The sequence below is a fragment of the Tumidithrix helvetica PCC 7403 genome (genome assembly GCF_965232925.1).
Classification (GTDB): Bacteria; Cyanobacteriota; Cyanobacteriia; order Pseudanabaenales; family Pseudanabaenaceae; genus Tumidithrix; species Tumidithrix helvetica.
Map to the genome: position 1 here is coordinate 103357 of NZ_CBDDRA010000012.1, position 16250 is coordinate 119606.

General features: G+C 46.0%; 17 protein-coding genes. 4 read left to right on the forward strand and 13 right to left on the reverse strand.

Annotated features, from left to right (window positions below; all coding sequences use genetic code 11):
* Nucleotides 1-55: 55 nt before the first annotated feature.
* Together ACP2WE_RS12835 and ACP2WE_RS12840 are read right to left on the reverse strand one after the other, a co-directional pair.
* Nucleotides 56-310: a hypothetical protein gene (locus ACP2WE_RS12835; protein ID WP_425215949.1), complete on the reverse strand. Its 255-nt coding sequence runs from the start codon at nucleotides 308-310 to the stop codon at nucleotides 56-58.
* Nucleotides 311-382: 72 nt separating this feature from the next.
* Nucleotides 383-1144 carry a Uma2 family endonuclease gene (locus ACP2WE_RS12840; protein WP_425215950.1) on the reverse strand — a complete coding sequence of 254 codons (762 nt, stop codon included), beginning with the start codon at nucleotides 1142-1144 and terminating at the stop codon, nucleotides 383-385.
* 207 nt (nucleotides 1145-1351) lie between these two features.
* Between ACP2WE_RS12840 and ACP2WE_RS12845 the strand changes: the two genes are divergently transcribed.
* Nucleotides 1352-1495, forward strand: coding sequence for a hypothetical protein (locus ACP2WE_RS12845; protein WP_425215951.1), 144 nt, complete (start codon nucleotides 1352-1354; stop codon nucleotides 1493-1495).
* A 38-nt stretch (nucleotides 1496-1533) separates the two neighbouring features.
* Nucleotides 1534-1935, forward strand: coding sequence for a transposase (locus tag ACP2WE_RS12850; protein WP_425215952.1), 402 nt, complete (start codon nucleotides 1534-1536; stop codon nucleotides 1933-1935).
* On the opposite strand, the gene ACP2WE_RS12855 is transcribed toward ACP2WE_RS12850, so the two are convergent.
* The 11 genes from ACP2WE_RS12855 to ACP2WE_RS12905 form a co-directional block, all read right to left on the reverse strand.
* The gene (locus ACP2WE_RS12855) at nucleotides 1922-2296 is read right to left on the reverse strand and encodes a hypothetical protein (protein ID WP_425215953.1); all 375 of its coding nucleotides are present in this window, start codon (nucleotides 2294-2296) and stop codon (nucleotides 1922-1924) included. The two genes, ACP2WE_RS12850 and ACP2WE_RS12855, sit on opposite strands and share 14 nt — an antisense overlap.
* 99 nt (nucleotides 2297-2395) lie before the next feature.
* Entirely contained in the window at nucleotides 2396-2545 is a 150-nt protein-coding gene (locus tag ACP2WE_RS12860; RefSeq protein WP_425215954.1) for a hypothetical protein, read from the reverse strand.
* A 290-nt stretch (nucleotides 2546-2835) separates the two neighbouring features.
* Complete coding sequence (locus ACP2WE_RS12865; RefSeq protein ID WP_425215955.1) at nucleotides 2836-3132, reverse strand: chaperone modulator CbpM; 297 nt, start codon at nucleotides 3130-3132, stop codon at nucleotides 2836-2838.
* On the reverse strand, nucleotides 3129-4094 hold the full coding sequence (locus ACP2WE_RS12870; RefSeq protein WP_425215956.1) for a DnaJ C-terminal domain-containing protein: 966 nt from the start codon (nucleotides 4092-4094) through the stop codon (nucleotides 3129-3131). Before ACP2WE_RS12870 ends, ACP2WE_RS12865 begins: the two co-directional genes overlap by 4 nt.
* Before the next feature lie 20 nt (nucleotides 4095-4114).
* Nucleotides 4115-4429, reverse strand: coding sequence for a hypothetical protein (locus tag ACP2WE_RS12875; protein ID WP_425215957.1), 315 nt, complete (start codon nucleotides 4427-4429; stop codon nucleotides 4115-4117).
* Nucleotides 4430-4462: 33 nt separating this feature from the next.
* Nucleotides 4463-5485, reverse strand: a complete 1023-nt coding sequence (gene curA / locus ACP2WE_RS12880; RefSeq protein ID WP_425215958.1) for an NADPH-dependent curcumin/dihydrocurcumin reductase — start codon at nucleotides 5483-5485, stop codon at nucleotides 4463-4465.
* Nucleotides 5486-5776: 291 nt separating this feature from the next.
* The gene (locus tag ACP2WE_RS12885) at nucleotides 5777-7054 is read right to left on the reverse strand and encodes an HlyD family secretion protein (RefSeq protein ID WP_425215959.1); all 1278 of its coding nucleotides are present in this window, start codon (nucleotides 7052-7054) and stop codon (nucleotides 5777-5779) included.
* A gap of 27 nt (nucleotides 7055-7081) precedes the next feature.
* Complete coding sequence (locus ACP2WE_RS12890; protein WP_425215960.1) at nucleotides 7082-8386, reverse strand: ABC transporter permease; 1305 nt, start codon at nucleotides 8384-8386, stop codon at nucleotides 7082-7084.
* On the reverse strand, nucleotides 8284-9396 hold the full coding sequence (locus ACP2WE_RS12895) for an ABC transporter permease (RefSeq protein ID WP_425215961.1): 1113 nt from the start codon (nucleotides 9394-9396) through the stop codon (nucleotides 8284-8286). The genes ACP2WE_RS12890 and ACP2WE_RS12895 overlap by 103 nt, the downstream gene beginning before the upstream one ends.
* Nucleotides 9393-11360, reverse strand: coding sequence for an ATP-binding cassette domain-containing protein (locus ACP2WE_RS12900; protein WP_425215962.1), 1968 nt, complete (start codon nucleotides 11358-11360; stop codon nucleotides 9393-9395). Before ACP2WE_RS12900 ends, ACP2WE_RS12895 begins: the two co-directional genes overlap by 4 nt.
* 143 nt (nucleotides 11361-11503) lie before the next feature.
* On the reverse strand, nucleotides 11504-12355 hold the full coding sequence (locus tag ACP2WE_RS12905) for a DUF6920 family protein (RefSeq protein WP_425215963.1): 852 nt from the start codon (nucleotides 12353-12355) through the stop codon (nucleotides 11504-11506).
* Nucleotides 12356-12747: 392 nt separating this feature from the next.
* Here ACP2WE_RS12905 and mgtA point away from each other — a divergent pair, with 392 nt between their 5' ends.
* Both mgtA and ACP2WE_RS12915 read left to right on the forward strand, forming a co-directional pair.
* Nucleotides 12748-15435, forward strand: a complete 2688-nt coding sequence (gene mgtA, locus ACP2WE_RS12910) for a magnesium-translocating P-type ATPase (protein ID WP_425215964.1) — start codon at nucleotides 12748-12750, stop codon at nucleotides 15433-15435.
* Nucleotides 15436-15850: 415 nt separating this feature from the next.
* A complete protein-coding gene (locus tag ACP2WE_RS12915) occupies nucleotides 15851-16231 on the forward strand; it encodes an NblA/ycf18 family protein (protein ID WP_425215965.1) in 381 nt (126 codons plus the stop codon).
* Nucleotides 16232-16250 lie beyond the last annotated feature (19 nt).

The window sequence follows — 16250 nt, forward strand, 5'->3', positions numbered from 1 at the left end:
CGATTAAGGTAAAAGGCTTTGCTTTAATTACTTATAGCAGGATTATTTGCATTCATCATCCAGAAAATCGTTTACCTTCTCTTTCAATCCGTCCTTGAATATCCTTCAAAATGCTAGCAACCTCCTCTATGTCAGAGGCTAAAAGCACAGGAGCCTTAAGCGGACTCAGCACTTCTGTCGATCGCATGGGATATTTCCTTAAAAGTTGAGTAATGTCTGATTCGTAAAGCGTAGCGCGATCGAATTGTCCTTGCCGATAGAGCGAAGGTAGAGCATACAAGAAAATATTACTAATCAATTGCTGCTGCATCGCTCAATCTTGGCAGTAAAAAAGATGACTAGATTTTATCGAACCTAACTGCACCGAATCGCGATCGCGCCTTCACAGTAAATCGGGATCTTCACCCAATTCCCGCAGACGAGAAGCCAATCGTTCTGCCCTCAGTCGATCTGTCTCAGCTTGTTGCCGTGCTGCCTCAGCCTGTTGTTGTGCTACCTCAGCCCGTTGCTGCGCTGCTTCTTCTGGTAACAGGACTAAGGCTCCCGTTGAGTCGTAAAAACGCAACCAATTTGCCGTTTCTCGGTCAATTGTCCCTGTCCAAGTACCTAACCATAAGCCCAAGGTTTCACACCACAGCCAACCCCGACTATCAGGTTTAATCTCACGGTAGAGACTGTTGCGATGCCAACCCAACAATGATTGAGGATCGAAGGGATTGTAGACAAAGTAATCTTGGGTCTTAAAGACGCGATCGTATAACTGCTTTTTTAGCCCCAAATCTACATTGGCAGTACTAGGAGACATCAGTTCGACAATCACATCTGGATAGCGCCCTCCCTCTTCCCACACCACCCAACCTTGGCGATCGCGCTGCCCATCAACATCCAACACCACAAAAAAGTCTGGCCCTCTAAAATCTCGATTTTTGACTTGGGTGCTGCTGTAGTAGATGAACATATTGCCCCCCACATAAAAGTCGTTTCGATCGGCACGATATTGCTGATAAGAGCGAATTAGCACATTCATCGCCACGCGATGTTGATTGGTTTCCAAGGGTTCTCCGTCATCAAAGATTAAATCTGTGGGCGGCATGGGGGGAGTCCAGCCATCAGGGGCGATCTGTTGGGGAACGGTGTTTACCATAGTGAGCACCAGCAAGAAAGGCTATGTGTATATATTATCGTCGTTAAACAGGCAATTCTCATCTTCAAACATTTTTTTTGGGATTTCGGTTTCAAGGTACTACGGAAGAGGCGACAGAAGCACTTTTTGGCTCATCATCCAGAAAATCGTTTCCCTTCTCTTTCAATCCGTCCTTGAATATCCTTCAAAATGCTAGCAACCTCCTCTATGTCAGAGGCTAAAAGCACAGGAGCCTTAAGCGGACTCAGCACTTCTGTCGATCGCATGGAATATTTCCTTAACAGTTGGGTGATCCTGAATAATTTATCAGGAAGAGAAAGTGGAGAAAAAAAAGAGCCTAAAACTGAGTAGAATTAGGCTCTCCAGAATATTAATGGTAATATTTTCTCATGACAGCGTGTTTTTTGGAACCAGAGTTCAATTTTTATCAAGAAAAACGATTAGAAGTAAAGTTTTCCGAGCAACAACTGAGTACAGATGGAGGGATACTGCTAACCAGGCAAGCAGAGGAAAGGGTCAAAATAATTGCAGGAATGGCAGAACGGATAGTCGATAAACGCGACCCCAACAAAATCACGCACAGTATGGAACAGCTAGTTTTACAAAGAGTTTTACATCTAGCGAATGGGTATGAAGATGCGTTGGACAGTAATTACATGAGACAAGACCCAATCTTGAAAATAGCTATTAAATGTCAAGGTTTCTGTCAGGCGTGTACTAGTGCAACTTTCAGCTTTTTTCCCCTTTGCTCAAGAAATTTGTCAGATTTCCCATCGGTTAAGCGATCCTAATTTTCAGCTTTTTAATTAGTTTTTTCCCTTCCAGAGGATTGGTGTGTCTTTTTTTGCCAATCATGGGCGATTTGCACAGATAGGTGGCTGTAGCAACCAAAGTTTCACGACGAGACACAGCATGAATTCCCAAGGTCACCCGTTGATTATGGCTAATCACATAGAGGGTGGCGTAGGCAAAGAAAGAGGTAGTACCAGATTTGGCTTGAAATCGATAAATATAAGGGTCTTCCGCCTCACTGGCCTTGCCGTAGTAGGGTAGCAAGTTTAGGTCGATGGCAATGCGATGCGTCCCTTTTCTTACCTTAGGGGGTATCTGACTCTGTAAAGCTTGATTTAGTTGCTTTTCCAAGGTTGTCATGTCAACAAGTTTATTCAGGTGGTATCGAATCCCATTACCTGTGGGCAATCCCTCCAAACACTTTGCTGTGTGTTCGATGCTATCTCCTCGACTAGCTGCTCAAAATAGGGTTTCAAATAGTTCTTGGGGACTGTATCCCCCTTCCATCTCGATGGGTAGATTCTGGGTTAGGCATTGTACTGCTGCTTGCAGGGTCATTTCGTCATTTAAAGCTGGAACAGGGGATAATGAAGATGGGTAGGCGCTCATGGCTTTAATTCAACTCTTCTAGCCTAAGCCTACCCTTTCTTTGATGTATTTGCGTTCTATATTTTCGATCTACTGATTTTAGTAATCCAAGATAGTTTTTGGATTTTGGTAATCGAATCAAAACCAGCAAGACTTGACGTTACGGTAGGAATTTCCCAAGCATTTACCTATTTGTTGAGTGCTCCTAATTTACATTCAAGTTGCTATGGTATGGTCGCAAATGGAAGAGAAGTATTGTTCTTGAAATGAGATCGCCATCAAAATTCGCCTTACAGTCATGATTTGGCAAATCATGACTGTAAGGCGGTAAGCCTTGCCCGAAGTTGGGCGATTTCCTGAGCCATATCTAGAACCATGATTGCGCCAACAAGATTGAGTCCTAAATCTCGTCGCAACCGTTGGACTTGAGCGATACGCGCAATTTCCCGCGAGTGCAGCATGGAGCCAATGGGTTCGATCAATCCCACCTGCACGTATTGCTCGATCGTCATCGTTGAGGTTTCCGTCACCAAAGCGGCATATTCAAAAGTATAAAGGCGATCGCCTTCTTGGGAGACAACTGTACAGGAAAGGCTAAACTCGCTCATAATGTCACCTCCGCTATGGCAGAACGTGGGTTAAAACTGCTATTGGACTGAATCTTTTCGTAGCAATCGCGCTCGATATCACTCAACTCTTGCGGAGACACGATCTGAAGCTTCACAATCAGATCGGTGCGATCGCCTTTCGGTAATATCCAACCTTTGCCGCGTAGCCGCAGCGATTGCCCAGAGCGCACCCCTTTAGGAACGGTCATGGTCACGCGACCTTCTGGTGTTGGTACTTGAATTTGCGTACCTAAGACAGCTTCGTCGGGACGAATAGGAACTTCACAGGTCAGATTATCCCCAGAAAATTGAAAAAAGGGATGGGGAAACAGTTCGATCGTGAGATATAAATCACCTCGCTGTTGAGAAAAAGGGCTGGGGCGACCTTTTCCTTTAATCCGAATTCGACTGCCCCGCTTAGCGCCTGCGGGAATGCGAACGTTCATGGCTTCATTGTCCAACTGCAACCGTTTTTGCACGCCATGAAAGGCTTCTGATAACGAGAGTGCGATCGCTGCTTCCGTATCAGGGGCTGGGGCTTGACTGCGAAATCCCGCAAAGTCCTCTGGTTGTCCATCGGAGGTGCGGCGATAGGTTCGTCCTGCTTTGGTTCTGCCGCCTAAACCACCCAGTAAATCGTTAATAAAATCATCAAAGTCGCTATACTGCTCAAATCCTGCGGCATTTTCGTTCGTTCCTCTAGGAGGAGCTACACCTTCCGCCGATTGCTTCCAGTACTGTCCAAATTGGTCATACTTTTTGCGCGTTTCGGGATTTGAGACAACTTCGTTGGCTTCATTAATGTCTTTAAATTTCGCCTCAGCTTCTGGATTGCCGGGATTTACGTCAGGATGGTATTTTCGGGCAAGTTTGCGATATGCCCGCTTAATTTCCTCAGAAGTTGCAGTTTTACTGACTCCCAGAATGGTGTAGTAGTCTTTGAAGTCGGTTGCAGTGGGCATGATGGAATTCTCAGAATCGATTATTCGGCGCTCGGAACATCATTGGTTAGGGATAGGTCTCCTGCATCGCTAAGATGCTCAAAGTTTATGGGGTAGTTTCCAGTTGTGGTAAACTGCTCTGCCTCTGTAGAGTTTTCTGTAGCTTCATTACTGGCAGTTTTTGTCTCTACAAGTCGGTCGATCGCAGGATTATCAAGTTGGGCTCCTGCCTCGGCTTCGGCACTTAACAGTGCATTACCTCCTGCGTAATGATTTTGCCCTGCGATCGTTTGTAGCGCTTCAGCGGCGGCTTGATTGGAAACAGTTCCTTGAGCGACCATTGATTCGTCATTCATGATGGAAACCTCTTAAATTAGATGGTGGATAATTCATTTCTTGGTTGGATCGTCACTAACCTGAACGATGAGCTTGCCAAAGTTCTTCCCTTGCAGTAAACCAATAAACGCATTGGGTGCGGCTTCTAGACCTTTGACGATATCTTCCTTGTACTTGAGCTTGCCTGCCAGTAACCACTGGGATACATCCTTGATAAACTCAGCGTGCCGCTCTTGGTAATCGCCCACGAGAAACCCCTCAATCAAGGCTCGTTTCACCAAGAGCGGCATCAGGTTAGGTCCTGGAGGTAGTTTTTCGGCATTGTACTGAGAGATCAAACCCACCAAAGGAATTCTGGCTCCCAGATTGATCTGTTGCAACACGGCTTCTAAAATTGGTCCTGCCGTATGATCGACATAGACATCAATACCATTGGGGCAAGCAGCTTTCAAGGCGACACCTAGGTCTTGAGTTTTGCGATTAATGCAGGCATCAAAGCCCAGTTCATCTACGACATATTTACATTTCTCTTCACTCCCAACAATGCCCACTGCCCGACAGCCCTTGATTTTGGCAATTTGCCCCACAACCGCACCCACTGCCCCAGAGGCCGCAGAAACCACAACTGTTTCGCCTGCTTTGGGCTTGCCAATATCTAGCAAGGCAAAATAGGCTGTCATTCCAGGCATTCCTGTAATGCCTAGGGCATAGGAAAGTGGTACTTGATTGGGGTCAAGCTTTCTTAAGGTTTCGCCTTTTGAAATTCCATAGGATTGCCAACCGTCATAGCCCACAACGAAATCTCCCACTGAAAATTGGGGATGGTTTGATTTCACCACTTGGCTGACAGTGCTACCCACCATGACCTTGCCTAACTCCGCTGGTGTTGCATAGGAGGCGCGATCGCTCATGCGTCCTCGCATATAAGGGTCAAGGGACAAGTAAATCGTGCGGTTAAGAATTTCTGATTCTCCCAATTCTGGAAGTTCTGTTTCGACCAAAGCAAAATCGCTCTCTTGGGGTTCTGCGATCGGATAATTTTTGAGCAGGATTTGTTGGTTCATCAATCTAGACATATAACTCCTGAATACTTGCGAGAATTCTTGACAAAACACTGAGCGAAATGTGGCGATCGCCGCATCAAGTTTGGTCTTGATAGATAACCTATGTAATACTTCTATGCGACGATGGTTTGATTTACTGCGTGAATTGCTTGACTACGAGATAAATTGAATTAAACGTAATAAAAAGCTTGAAAACGCAATACATCTAAAAAACTTCCAGCACGTACAGGCAAGATGCCTGCGCTACAAGTTAATTACAACTCGTTTAGGATTGTTATAGATCGTGCGATCGCATCCAAAGAACTATCTTCGATCTAAGATAATCTCTGCATCCGCAGGCATTCCCGGTTTAGCAAATCCATTGGGTTGCTCTAGACTCAGTTTCACGCCAAACACCTGTTCCACTCGATCTTTCTGAAAGTAGACATTTTCTGGTGTAAAGGATGCTTTTGCATCGATCGCAACAATCGTTGCTTTTAAGGGATGTTGACGGTCTGGATCGTTATCCAGATAGACCCTCGCAGATCCTCCAACCCAAATTCGACCGATGTCTCCTCCGGGAATAAAGCCGCGCATATAGACTTGATTTAGATCCACAATACGGAGCAGAGGACGACTGGGCAAAACTACTGTGCCTGTTTCTACACTGCGCATCGTCACAACCCCATCGATTGGACTATTGACCGTAAGATTATTCAGACGGGTTTGAATCAGTTGGCGATTGGCTTCAGCAGTTTGAACATCGGCTTGGGCAGCAACAAGCGTAGCTTGGGCTTGGGCTAACTGAGTTCGGAAGCGACTAACATTCGTTTCTTGGCGATTAGGATTGAGGCTTGATGTTTGGGCTTGCGTCAATTTTCCCCGAGCAATTTGGATGGCTTGACTGGCGGCTTTCACTGCGGCTAGGCGACTTTGAAGCCCTGCCTCGGCAACGTTGAATGTCGTTTTTGCCAAGTCATAGCGCTGTCGCGTCTCAGCCCCTTGAGACGCGAGATTGAAATAGCGATCGCGATCGACTCTTGCCTGCTCGAGCAGTGCTCTTGCTTCTCCAACTCTTGCCTGTTCTTGTTCGAGAATTGCCTGTGCCGTTGCGACGATCCCGTCAGCTTCTGTGACTTTTCCTTGAGTGTCACCCTCAGATTGCTGTAAATTTAGTCGAGCATCTTCGACTTGAGCTTCTGCTGCCGAGATTTGTAAACGCGCGCTGACTTCTCGTTGCTTGGCGGCATCGACCTGTGAAGTGGCAGCTTGCAGTTCCGCTCGCACTTCGTCGTCACTTAAACGCACTAGCAATTGTCCTTTTTTAACCATGGTTCCCTCTCGCACAGTCACTTCTTCGACGCGCCCAGCGCCCTTGGTGCTAACATCGGTTTCATAGCCTTCGATCCGTCCGCTCAATTGAATCAAGCGATCGGTCTTAGGACGTGACCCGTACCAAATTCCGATGCCAATGCCTGCGATCGCCGCTGTCCCCATTAAAATCCATAACCAACGCCGTTGAGGTGGTTTTTTGAGTATTTGTGGAGATGCGGACGGCGCATTTTCTACTACGACCTTTGAAGAATCAACAGTTTTTGTCATAATTACCTCTTTAGTTGAATATGGAATCTAGTTCAGTTGACTTCGATAATGTCTTGCACTCACGAAAAGCGTTGTCACGGCAAATAAAAACATCGCGATCGCATTTACCCCCCAAACCTCTAAACCAACGCCCTTAAGCAAAATGCCCCGTAGAATAATTAGATAATGGTACAGTGGATTCATCTGGGCAATCCAACGAAATAGAAGAGGCATACTGTTAATGGATGTTACGGCACCCCCCAGCAAAATGATTGGAATATTTAAGAAGATACCAATCAGAATCGTTTGCAATTTATTTTTTGAAAATGCGGAAATTGCCAGTCCAATCGATACACCAATTTGAATAAACAGAATTGAGAAGATTAGCAGTAGAAAAACATTACCCCGAAATGGGATTTGGAAAATCCAATGCGCCGTAGCAAAGCACATCAGTAAGGTAACGCTTAACAAGCCAGAGATTGGTACGATTTTAGAAATCAGAATCGATGTAGAAGCGACTGGAGTCATCAAGAGCTGCTCTAGCGTACCCTGATCTTTTTCCCGCACGGCTTCTACTGCGGCGGCTAAGATGGCGCTCAATGTCATAATTGCGCCAATCACTCCCGGGACAAAGAACCAGCTATCAAGGGTTCCTGGATTATAGCGAAATGTAATCTGTGGCTGGATCGGAAGCTTGAAATCAAGGGAAAGGGGCTGATATTGTTTCAGAAGACTGAGATTGAACTGGGTTGTAATCTGGGCAACATAGCCCTTTGCCAAGCCCGAACTATAAGCATTAATCCCGTCAATCACAAATCCGACTTCGGCTTTGCCTGTCTGAAGTAGATCTCGGCTGAATGTGGGAGGAATCATCAGACCAGCATCGACTTTCCCCTGGGCAACCTGTTGCGTTAAATCTTGCTGCGTGTTGGAATAGCGATCGATGAGAAAGATATGGTTTTCAGTAAAGGCATTGATGAAATCGCGACTCATTGCCCCTTGATTTTGGTCTAAGATGCTTAGTCGTAAATGATTCACGTTGGAGTTTAGAACATAGCCAAAAATGACCATCGAGAGAATGGGTGCGAGGGTCAAGAAAATCACCAACTGTCGGTTTCGCAGCAGTTCAGTAGATTCCTTAATGAGTAGTGCAAGCAAACGGCGGCTTAACATATTCCCCTTTCCATGATGGTTATCTCCTAACGATTCGTCAATGATGCTTTCAGGTGAGACACAGCCATAAATCACATTCAACCAGACAATTGCATTCGGCGCATTCCCCACCAAGCGATCGCAAATTCGACCATGCCCAAGAGTAAAAGAGCGATCGTTAAATGCCCCGTTCCTAGCCATCCCGATCCACGAATAAATACGTCTCGACAGAGTTCAATGTAGTAGCGAACAGGAACCAAGTAAGATACAAGCGAGAATGGAAACGGAACGCTATTGAGGGGAAAAAGAAATCCAGCCAGTAGAAAAGCCGTCAAGACCTTAATGGTTCCGATCGCCTGTACTGCTGCACTTTGCGTCGTGGTAAAAATCCCGATAATCAAGCCCAGTTGCACCGTTGCCAACATGAAAATGACAGTGCCAACTATCAAAGGCGTGGGATCGCCGATCGTGCGAACTCCAAACAATAGAAATCCTACAACAAACAGAATTACCGCCTCTCCTAGACCGATAACAGTATATGCCAGCGATTTGCCCATTAGTAATTCAAAAGCGCTCAAGCTAGAAGCATAGAGTTGTAAGATCGTGCCTTGTTCTTTTTCTCGAACCAACGCGATCGCAATCAGCAAGGGTGGGAAAATCGCCAAAATCACACCATAACTTCCAGGCACAATAAACAACGACTCTTGCCGCCCGGGGTTGAACCAGAGTCGCACCTGAGCAACGACGCCTAACTCATCGGCAAGTTTGCCAAGCTGATTTTGCAGAACCGATAGCGTTGTGCCTTGGATGGCTAATCGAACCACGCGAGCATTGATCACATCGCTACCATCAATGACAACCTGCAAATCCCCGGCTCTACCTGCTGCTACATTCGCACTAAATCCAACGGGAATATTGATTTGAACGAGGGCACTACCGCGATCGATCGCATCGGGAAAGCGATCGCCCCGCCAAATTGTCGGAACAAATAGATTGGTGGCATAGAGCCGTTCGATATAGCTGCGACTGAGCGTGGTTCGATCTAGATCGCGCACCACCAAGGGAATATTTCTGGCTTCTAACCGAATCGCAAAACCGATAATTAAAAGGGCAATCACAGGCAAAATAAATGCCAGCGCAACCCCCAAGTGATCGCGCTGAAACTGCTCTAATTCCTTAAAGAACTGATTGCGAATGCGACGGATCGTCATGGCGGCGCTCCTCCTGCCCGTTGAACTTCACCAATAAAGGCATCTTCTAAAGAGAATGGGATTGATTGCAGATCGGAGAAGGATAAATTGGCACTTTGCAGTAGCGATTTGACTTGAGGAAGTTCCAGATCGGGACGATCTAGCACGATATGGAGGCGATCGCCAAAGATGGATACGCGCCAAGGTTCTAAGTGTTGCCGTAAGCGATCGTAACTCTCCTGTAATTGTTCGACATGCAGTTCAAATAGCTGCCCTGGCTGAGCTGCTTTAATTTCACTCGCAGATCCCTCGGTGACTTTGCGCCCCGCTACCATAAAACAAAGGCGATTGCACTGTTCCGCCTCGTTCATGTAGTGTGTCGTCACGAGAATCGCTGTACCATTGCGGGCAAACTCATTAATCAATTGCCAGAACTGTTGCCTTGCCAGCACATCGGCTCCTGAAGTGGGCTCATCTAAAAATAAAATCTTCGGTTCGTGCATCACGCAGGCTCCAAAGGAAACACGCTGTTTCCATCCCCCTGGGAGTTGTCGCGTCAAGAGATGTTCTTGTCCTTCCAGTCCACAGGTTGCGAGTACCCATTTGATTTTTTCATGTTGCTGTCGCTGAGGAATGCCATAAACCCCACTGTAAAACTGTAAATTTTCGAGAATGGTCAGGTCATCATAGAGGGTAAATTTCTGACTCATGTAGCCAATCTGCTGTCTCAGTTCTGGGCTTCGGAGATTGCCCGTTTCTCCCGCCAGCGAAACCTCACCCGAACTAACGGGTAAGAGGCCACACAGCATTTTAATTGCGGTAGTTTTTCCAGCACCATTTGCACCGAGCAATCCATACACTTCGCCGTAGTGAATATCGAGGTTTAGCTCGTTCACCGCATGGAAATTCCCAAAGATACGATTGAGATTATGGGCAGCGATCGCAATCTTAGCGCCTTTCCCTTGCCCTTGCTCCCCCGACATATTGTGTCGGGGAAAAGGGATCGATTGTGGCACAGATCCTTTCCGTCGTAAAAGCGTGACAAAAACATTTTCTAAGGTCGGTTCTTCGGGCTGGATGCGATCGTAGGACACTTGATGGAGATCGAGCAGGTCGCGGACTTGAATCTCGCCGTACTTGGAATCTCGGACTAACACTTCGACACGATCGCCAAAGGTTGCCACATCGGCAATTTGTCCCTGCAACGGATCGATCGCTTGTCTTAACATCTGTTCCGTTTCAAGTAGTTCTGGTGTGCGAATCACAAGCCGTTGCAGCCCTAGTTTAGCTTTCAAGGCAGATGGCGTATTCATTTGTTGAATCTCGCCATTGTGGAGTAAGGCAACGCGATCGCACCGTTCCGCTTCGTCTAGGTCGGGCGTAGCAACAATGACCGTAATCCCCTGCCTAGTAAGTCCTGCCAGAATATCCCAAAACTCTCGTCGCGCCACCGTATCAACTCCTGTCGTAGGCTCGTCGAGCAACAGAACTTGGGGTTCGGCAATCAAAGCACAACAAAGGGCTAATTTTTGCTTCATCCCACCCGAAAGCTTTCCAGCCAAGCGATCGCGAAACCGCTCCAACTGCATCAACGTGAGATATTTATTGCGTCGCGCTTCCAGTTGATTTTCTGGCACTAATCGGAGTCCAGCACTGTAGTTAATGTTTTCGTCAACGCTCAGATCGGGATAGAGCGAAAATTGCTGGGTCAGATACCCTGAGTAGTTACGAGCCTCCCTCGGAGACAACCCCAAAATTTGCACTGTACCTGCCGTTGCCTCCATGACCCCGCCTAGAATGTTGAAGGTCGTAGTCTTACCAGCACCATCGGCTCCAATCAACCCAAATAGTTCACCTTGCCGTACATCTAGATCGATGCCTCGAATGGCGATCGTTTTGCCATAGTGTCTATGCAGGTTCCGCACATGAATCGTAATCCGATTTTTTAGGGTAGGAGATAATATAGGTGCAGTGCTAACAGTCATAAGTTTGCCAGAACGTTCGCGCCTTTGACTTAAACATGGATGCCTCCTTCATAGCTAGATTGCCTTAGGCAGATTCAATCTCACGCTTTATTTGTTCAATTTCACCTCTAGCGACGAATCATGGCTGATTATGCTAGATGAGCTCATGACACAAACTCGTAGTCAATTTCTGTGATTTGCCCTTTAAAATACAGCCAGGTATCTTCTGGACGCTCCCATTCCACTTCGCCATATAAGGGAATAGACATCCCATGCTGTACTGTGTATTCACCAAATCGGCAGTTCCAAGGCATCGCTAGCAGCTTGCCACCAAAGGTTCCATACCGAGCGTCTGCACGAACGCTATCGATCGCCCCGTCAGCATTAAACCGAAATACGAGGGAGGCTGTGGTTGCACCATCGGTCAGAGTCCCACGGGCAGAGAGGTCATCGATCGCTTCCCAGCACACGCCCTGACTGGGCAAAAGTGCTGTGGGATACCACGCTGCTTCGGCAAAGAATCGGAGCAATTCGCCTTGGTTTAGCTCAGGGGTATCGTGCAAATGGGCAAGCACGAACAACCCGAGTAATGATGCATGTAAGTTGCCTTTCCCTAGTAGATAGGTATCGTGAACGAATGCATTCACACCTGGAGCCATTTGGATATGCCCATCCCAATCAAAGCCAAGAGGCTGAGCGATCGCAACTTGTGTTGAGGTAAAAGGATTCCACTTCACTTCTGTTTCGCTCATGTTGAACTGACCTCGATGCATGACCTTCACCGCAGCAATCATAGGCTGTCCGTTTTTCAACACTTTCCGAAAGAATCGTTGCACAGGTGTCGGCAGACCTTCAAGCTCTTCTTCGCGATAAAATTTGGGCTTAACGATCTGGCGTTCATTGGCAAACTTAGCCCGTAGATTAGCAGTATCTAGCTGCCATCGATATTTACCATAAACAATGGCAAGTCCAATGCCAATCAAAATCAAAGCAGCGATCGTTACAAGCCATTTCATCTATTGAATCCCTATATTGGTTAGCTATAGGGCACCTCAAGAAATTCAAAATAATTGAGAATTTAAACGAAGCCTCAAGGTTTCAGACTCTTGTTATTGAGAATAAGTCAATTAATAGAGGTGTCCTATAGATTGCTGCGATTAAAGCGAGCGTTTAATTATCTCTTCGATCTCAAATACTATGACATAGGGATGTTTGAAATCATGTTGCAAGGAGTGTTGGAATTGAATGAGTTGTATTGAAATCATTTCAAACCTTAGAAGTAAGATGTCATCATATAGGTTCTATATCGTAATCAATCAATTCATTCAGTAAATCAAACAGCGATCGCTTAGAGTACGCGAAATAGCAAGGTTATCAGTTGATTTGACCAACCAAAGGAAATGATTTTATGACGCGATTAGGCAAAGCTACCGATGCACCCAAAAAGCCTAAAACAAGATCTAGCTCAGATGTGGAGTCATCCAAAGCGCTGATCGAAATGGCGAACTGTGATGTGGATGGAGTTTTACACTTATTCGATACTTCGCTAAAGGGGCTGAGCGATCGTGAAGCCAAGCAACGGCTAGAGAAATATGGGCTGAATGAAATCGCTCGCGAAAAACCGATCGCATGGCATATCCAACTGCTGAAAACGGTAACAAATCCCCTGTCGCTGTTACTCATCGTTCTCGCGGTGATTTCACTGTTGACAGGGAGTACGACTGCCGCCGCAATCATTTTCATCATGGTGATTTTTGGGGGATTGCTGCGCTTCTCCCAAGAATTTCAATCGAACAAAGCTGCCGAAAAGCTGCGAGAAATGGTGAGTTCAACTGCTACGGTGAGTCGCCAAGATGCCATACAAAATACGGCTCCAAAATCTGAAACGAAAGAAGTAAAGGGGGCAAACGCAGGCAAAGAAATTGCAGTGAAGTTGCTTGTGCCTGGGGATGTTATTTTTCTGTCGGCAGGAGATATGATCCCAGCCGATGTCAGGCTGATTGCGGCAAAGGATTTATTTCTCAGCCAATCTACCCTCACTGGAGAGTCTCTGCCCGCCGAAAAGCACGTAGAACTCCCCGATGACAAGGAGAAAAATCCCTTAGAACTAGCGAATCTCTGTTTTATGGGTACGGCAGTCGTGAGTGGTTCGGGAACCGCCGTTGTCGCCGAAACTGGCAGGCATACCTATTTGGCATCCTTGGCTAAAACTGTCAGTCGGCGCAAACCCCGCACCAGCTTTGATAAAGGGGTGAATGGCGTCACCATGCTGCTGTTGCGCTTCATGCTGATCATGGCTCCCCTCGTCTTTTTAATCAATGGAATCGTTAAAGGCAATTGGGTCGAAGCCTTCACCTTCTCTTTATCTGTGGCGGTGGGACTGGCTCCTGAAATGTTACCTGTGATTGTCACGGCTAATTTGGCGAAGGGAGCGATCTCGATGTCTGATAAAAAGGTGATTGTCAAAAATATTGATGCGATTCAAGATTTTGGCTCCATGAATATTCTCTGTACGGACAAAACAGGGACGCTGACCCAAGATAGAATCGTCTTGCAACGGCACTTAGACCCCTACGGTCAAGAGAGTACCGATGTGCTCAAATATGCCTATCTCAATAGCTTTTATCAGACGGGTTTAAAAAACTTGTTGGATATCGCCGTTCTCGAACACGATCGCGAACTCGAATCTTTAGAAATTGAGAAAAACTACCAGAAATTTGACGAAATTCCCTTTGACTTTGTGCGCCGTCGCATGTCTGTCGTGATCGAAGAAATGGGGAAACAGCATGTGCTAATTTGCAAAGGTGCAGTGGAAGAAATCCTAAAAGTTTGCACCCAACTCAAAGTCAATGACGAGGTTGTAGCGATGGATGAATCAGCCCGTAAAAAGGTAGCTGACTTACAACAAGCACTCAACGCCGATGGATTGCGGGTAATTGCCGTTGCCTACAAGGTGATGCCAAAGGATCAATCCCATTATGCGATCGCTGACGAAAGCGATCTGGTTCTATTAGGGAACATTGCCTTTCTCGATCCGCCCAAAGATTCTGCGGCAGAGGCGATTAAAGCCCTGAAGCGCTCTGGCGTCGATGTCAAAATTTTAACAGGCGACAATGAAGTGATTACTCGAAAAATCTCTAAAGATGTGGGCTTGCCCGTCCATCATGTTTTATTAGGCAGTGAGATTGAATCTTTATCCGACGATCGGTTAGCCGAAGTCGCAGCCACCACAACGATTTTTGCGAAGTTCTCTCCCACCCAAAAAGCCAAAGTGATTCAGGTGCTGCGAAAGAAAGGCACGATTGTGGGATATATGGGAGATGGGATCAATGATGCGGCGGCTTTAAGGGAAGCGGATGTGGGTATTTCCGTGGATACGGCAGTCGATATTGCTAAGGAGTCGGCAGATATCATTTTATTAGAAAAAAATCTGTTAGTCCTAAGCTCTGGAGTGGTTGAAGGTCGCAAGACCTTTGCGAATATCATCAAATACATCAGAATGGGTACTAGCTCTAACTTTGGCAATATGTTTAGTGTCTTGGGCGCGAGTGCGATCCTACCATTTTTACCAATGCAGCCCGTGCAGATATTGATCAATAATCTGCTCTACGACTTTTCGCAAACGGGCATCCCCTTTGATGATGTGGATCGAGAAGAATTGGTGAAGCCGCCAAAGTGGAAAATTGATAATATTCAGCGATTTATGATATTCATCGGCCCGATTAGCTCCATCTTTGACTATGCCACCTATGCCCTGATGTGGTTTGTATTTGGAGCGAATTCTAAAGAGCATCAAGCCTTGTTCCAAACGGGGTGGTTTGTGGAAAGCCTGATGACTCAAACGCTGATAGTCCATGTCATTCGCACGGCTAAAGTTCCTTTTTTCCAAAGTCGGGCTTCTTTACCCATGCTCATGATTACCGCTACTGTAATGGGTGTAGGTATGTATTTACCCTTTTCTCCCCTTGCCACCAGTTTAGGGTTTGTTCCCTTACCAGCCGTTTATTTTCTCTGGCTGGCTTTAATCCTTACCTGCTATTGCGTCTTAACTCAATTTGTCAAAACTTGGTTCATCAAGAAATATAGCTATACCTAAAGTTATCCAAACGCAAAACCACCATAGCAATCCTAAATGAGTTGTCATTAATTTGTAGCGCAGGCATCTTGCCTGCACGAACTGGAAGCCCATACCGCGTTCGCAAACAATTAAGAATCGCTATAGTTGAGGGAGCTATTGCATTCCTTCTTTCCCAGTTTTATCCCAATTTTAAGTAAATTTGCAACCAATATGGACTTAAGTCCCTGATATTCCTAAGTTTTGTGTCGCTATCAATCAATTGAGTCAATTCATGCATGAAATAACCCGACAACCTGTCAGGATGATTGCAGAATAATTCGACTCATGCAAGCATTCCGCAAGCTTAATCAGGAGCAAATCCTTATTTCGTTGCTAATGGGAAAACTCATAAATTTGTCTTGCTATTCTCGGCTTACTTATTGAGAGGTTTACCATGAATATTGACTCACTTAGCCTGACTCTAGAACAAGAATTCCAAATGAGATTAGTGGAAGATTCCGTTCAGCAGATGAATCGATCGCAAATGGGAGATCTGATCGTCGAACTAGCGCGAATCGTGATGATTAAAGACAACGCGATTCAGGATTTGCTAAATAATGAAATTCTGCCAAACTTAAGATTGAGTTTGACTCTGGAACAAGAATTCCAAATGGAAATAGTGGAAGATTCTATTCAAAAGATGAATCGATCGCAGATTCAAGTTATGCTAATTGAATTAGCGCAGGCATTGATGCTTAGAGACAACGAGATTCGAGATTTGTTACACAATAAAATTCTGCCAAGCTTGAGATTTGAGGAAGATTCACTTCTCTAATGCCAGTTTACATCTGTGG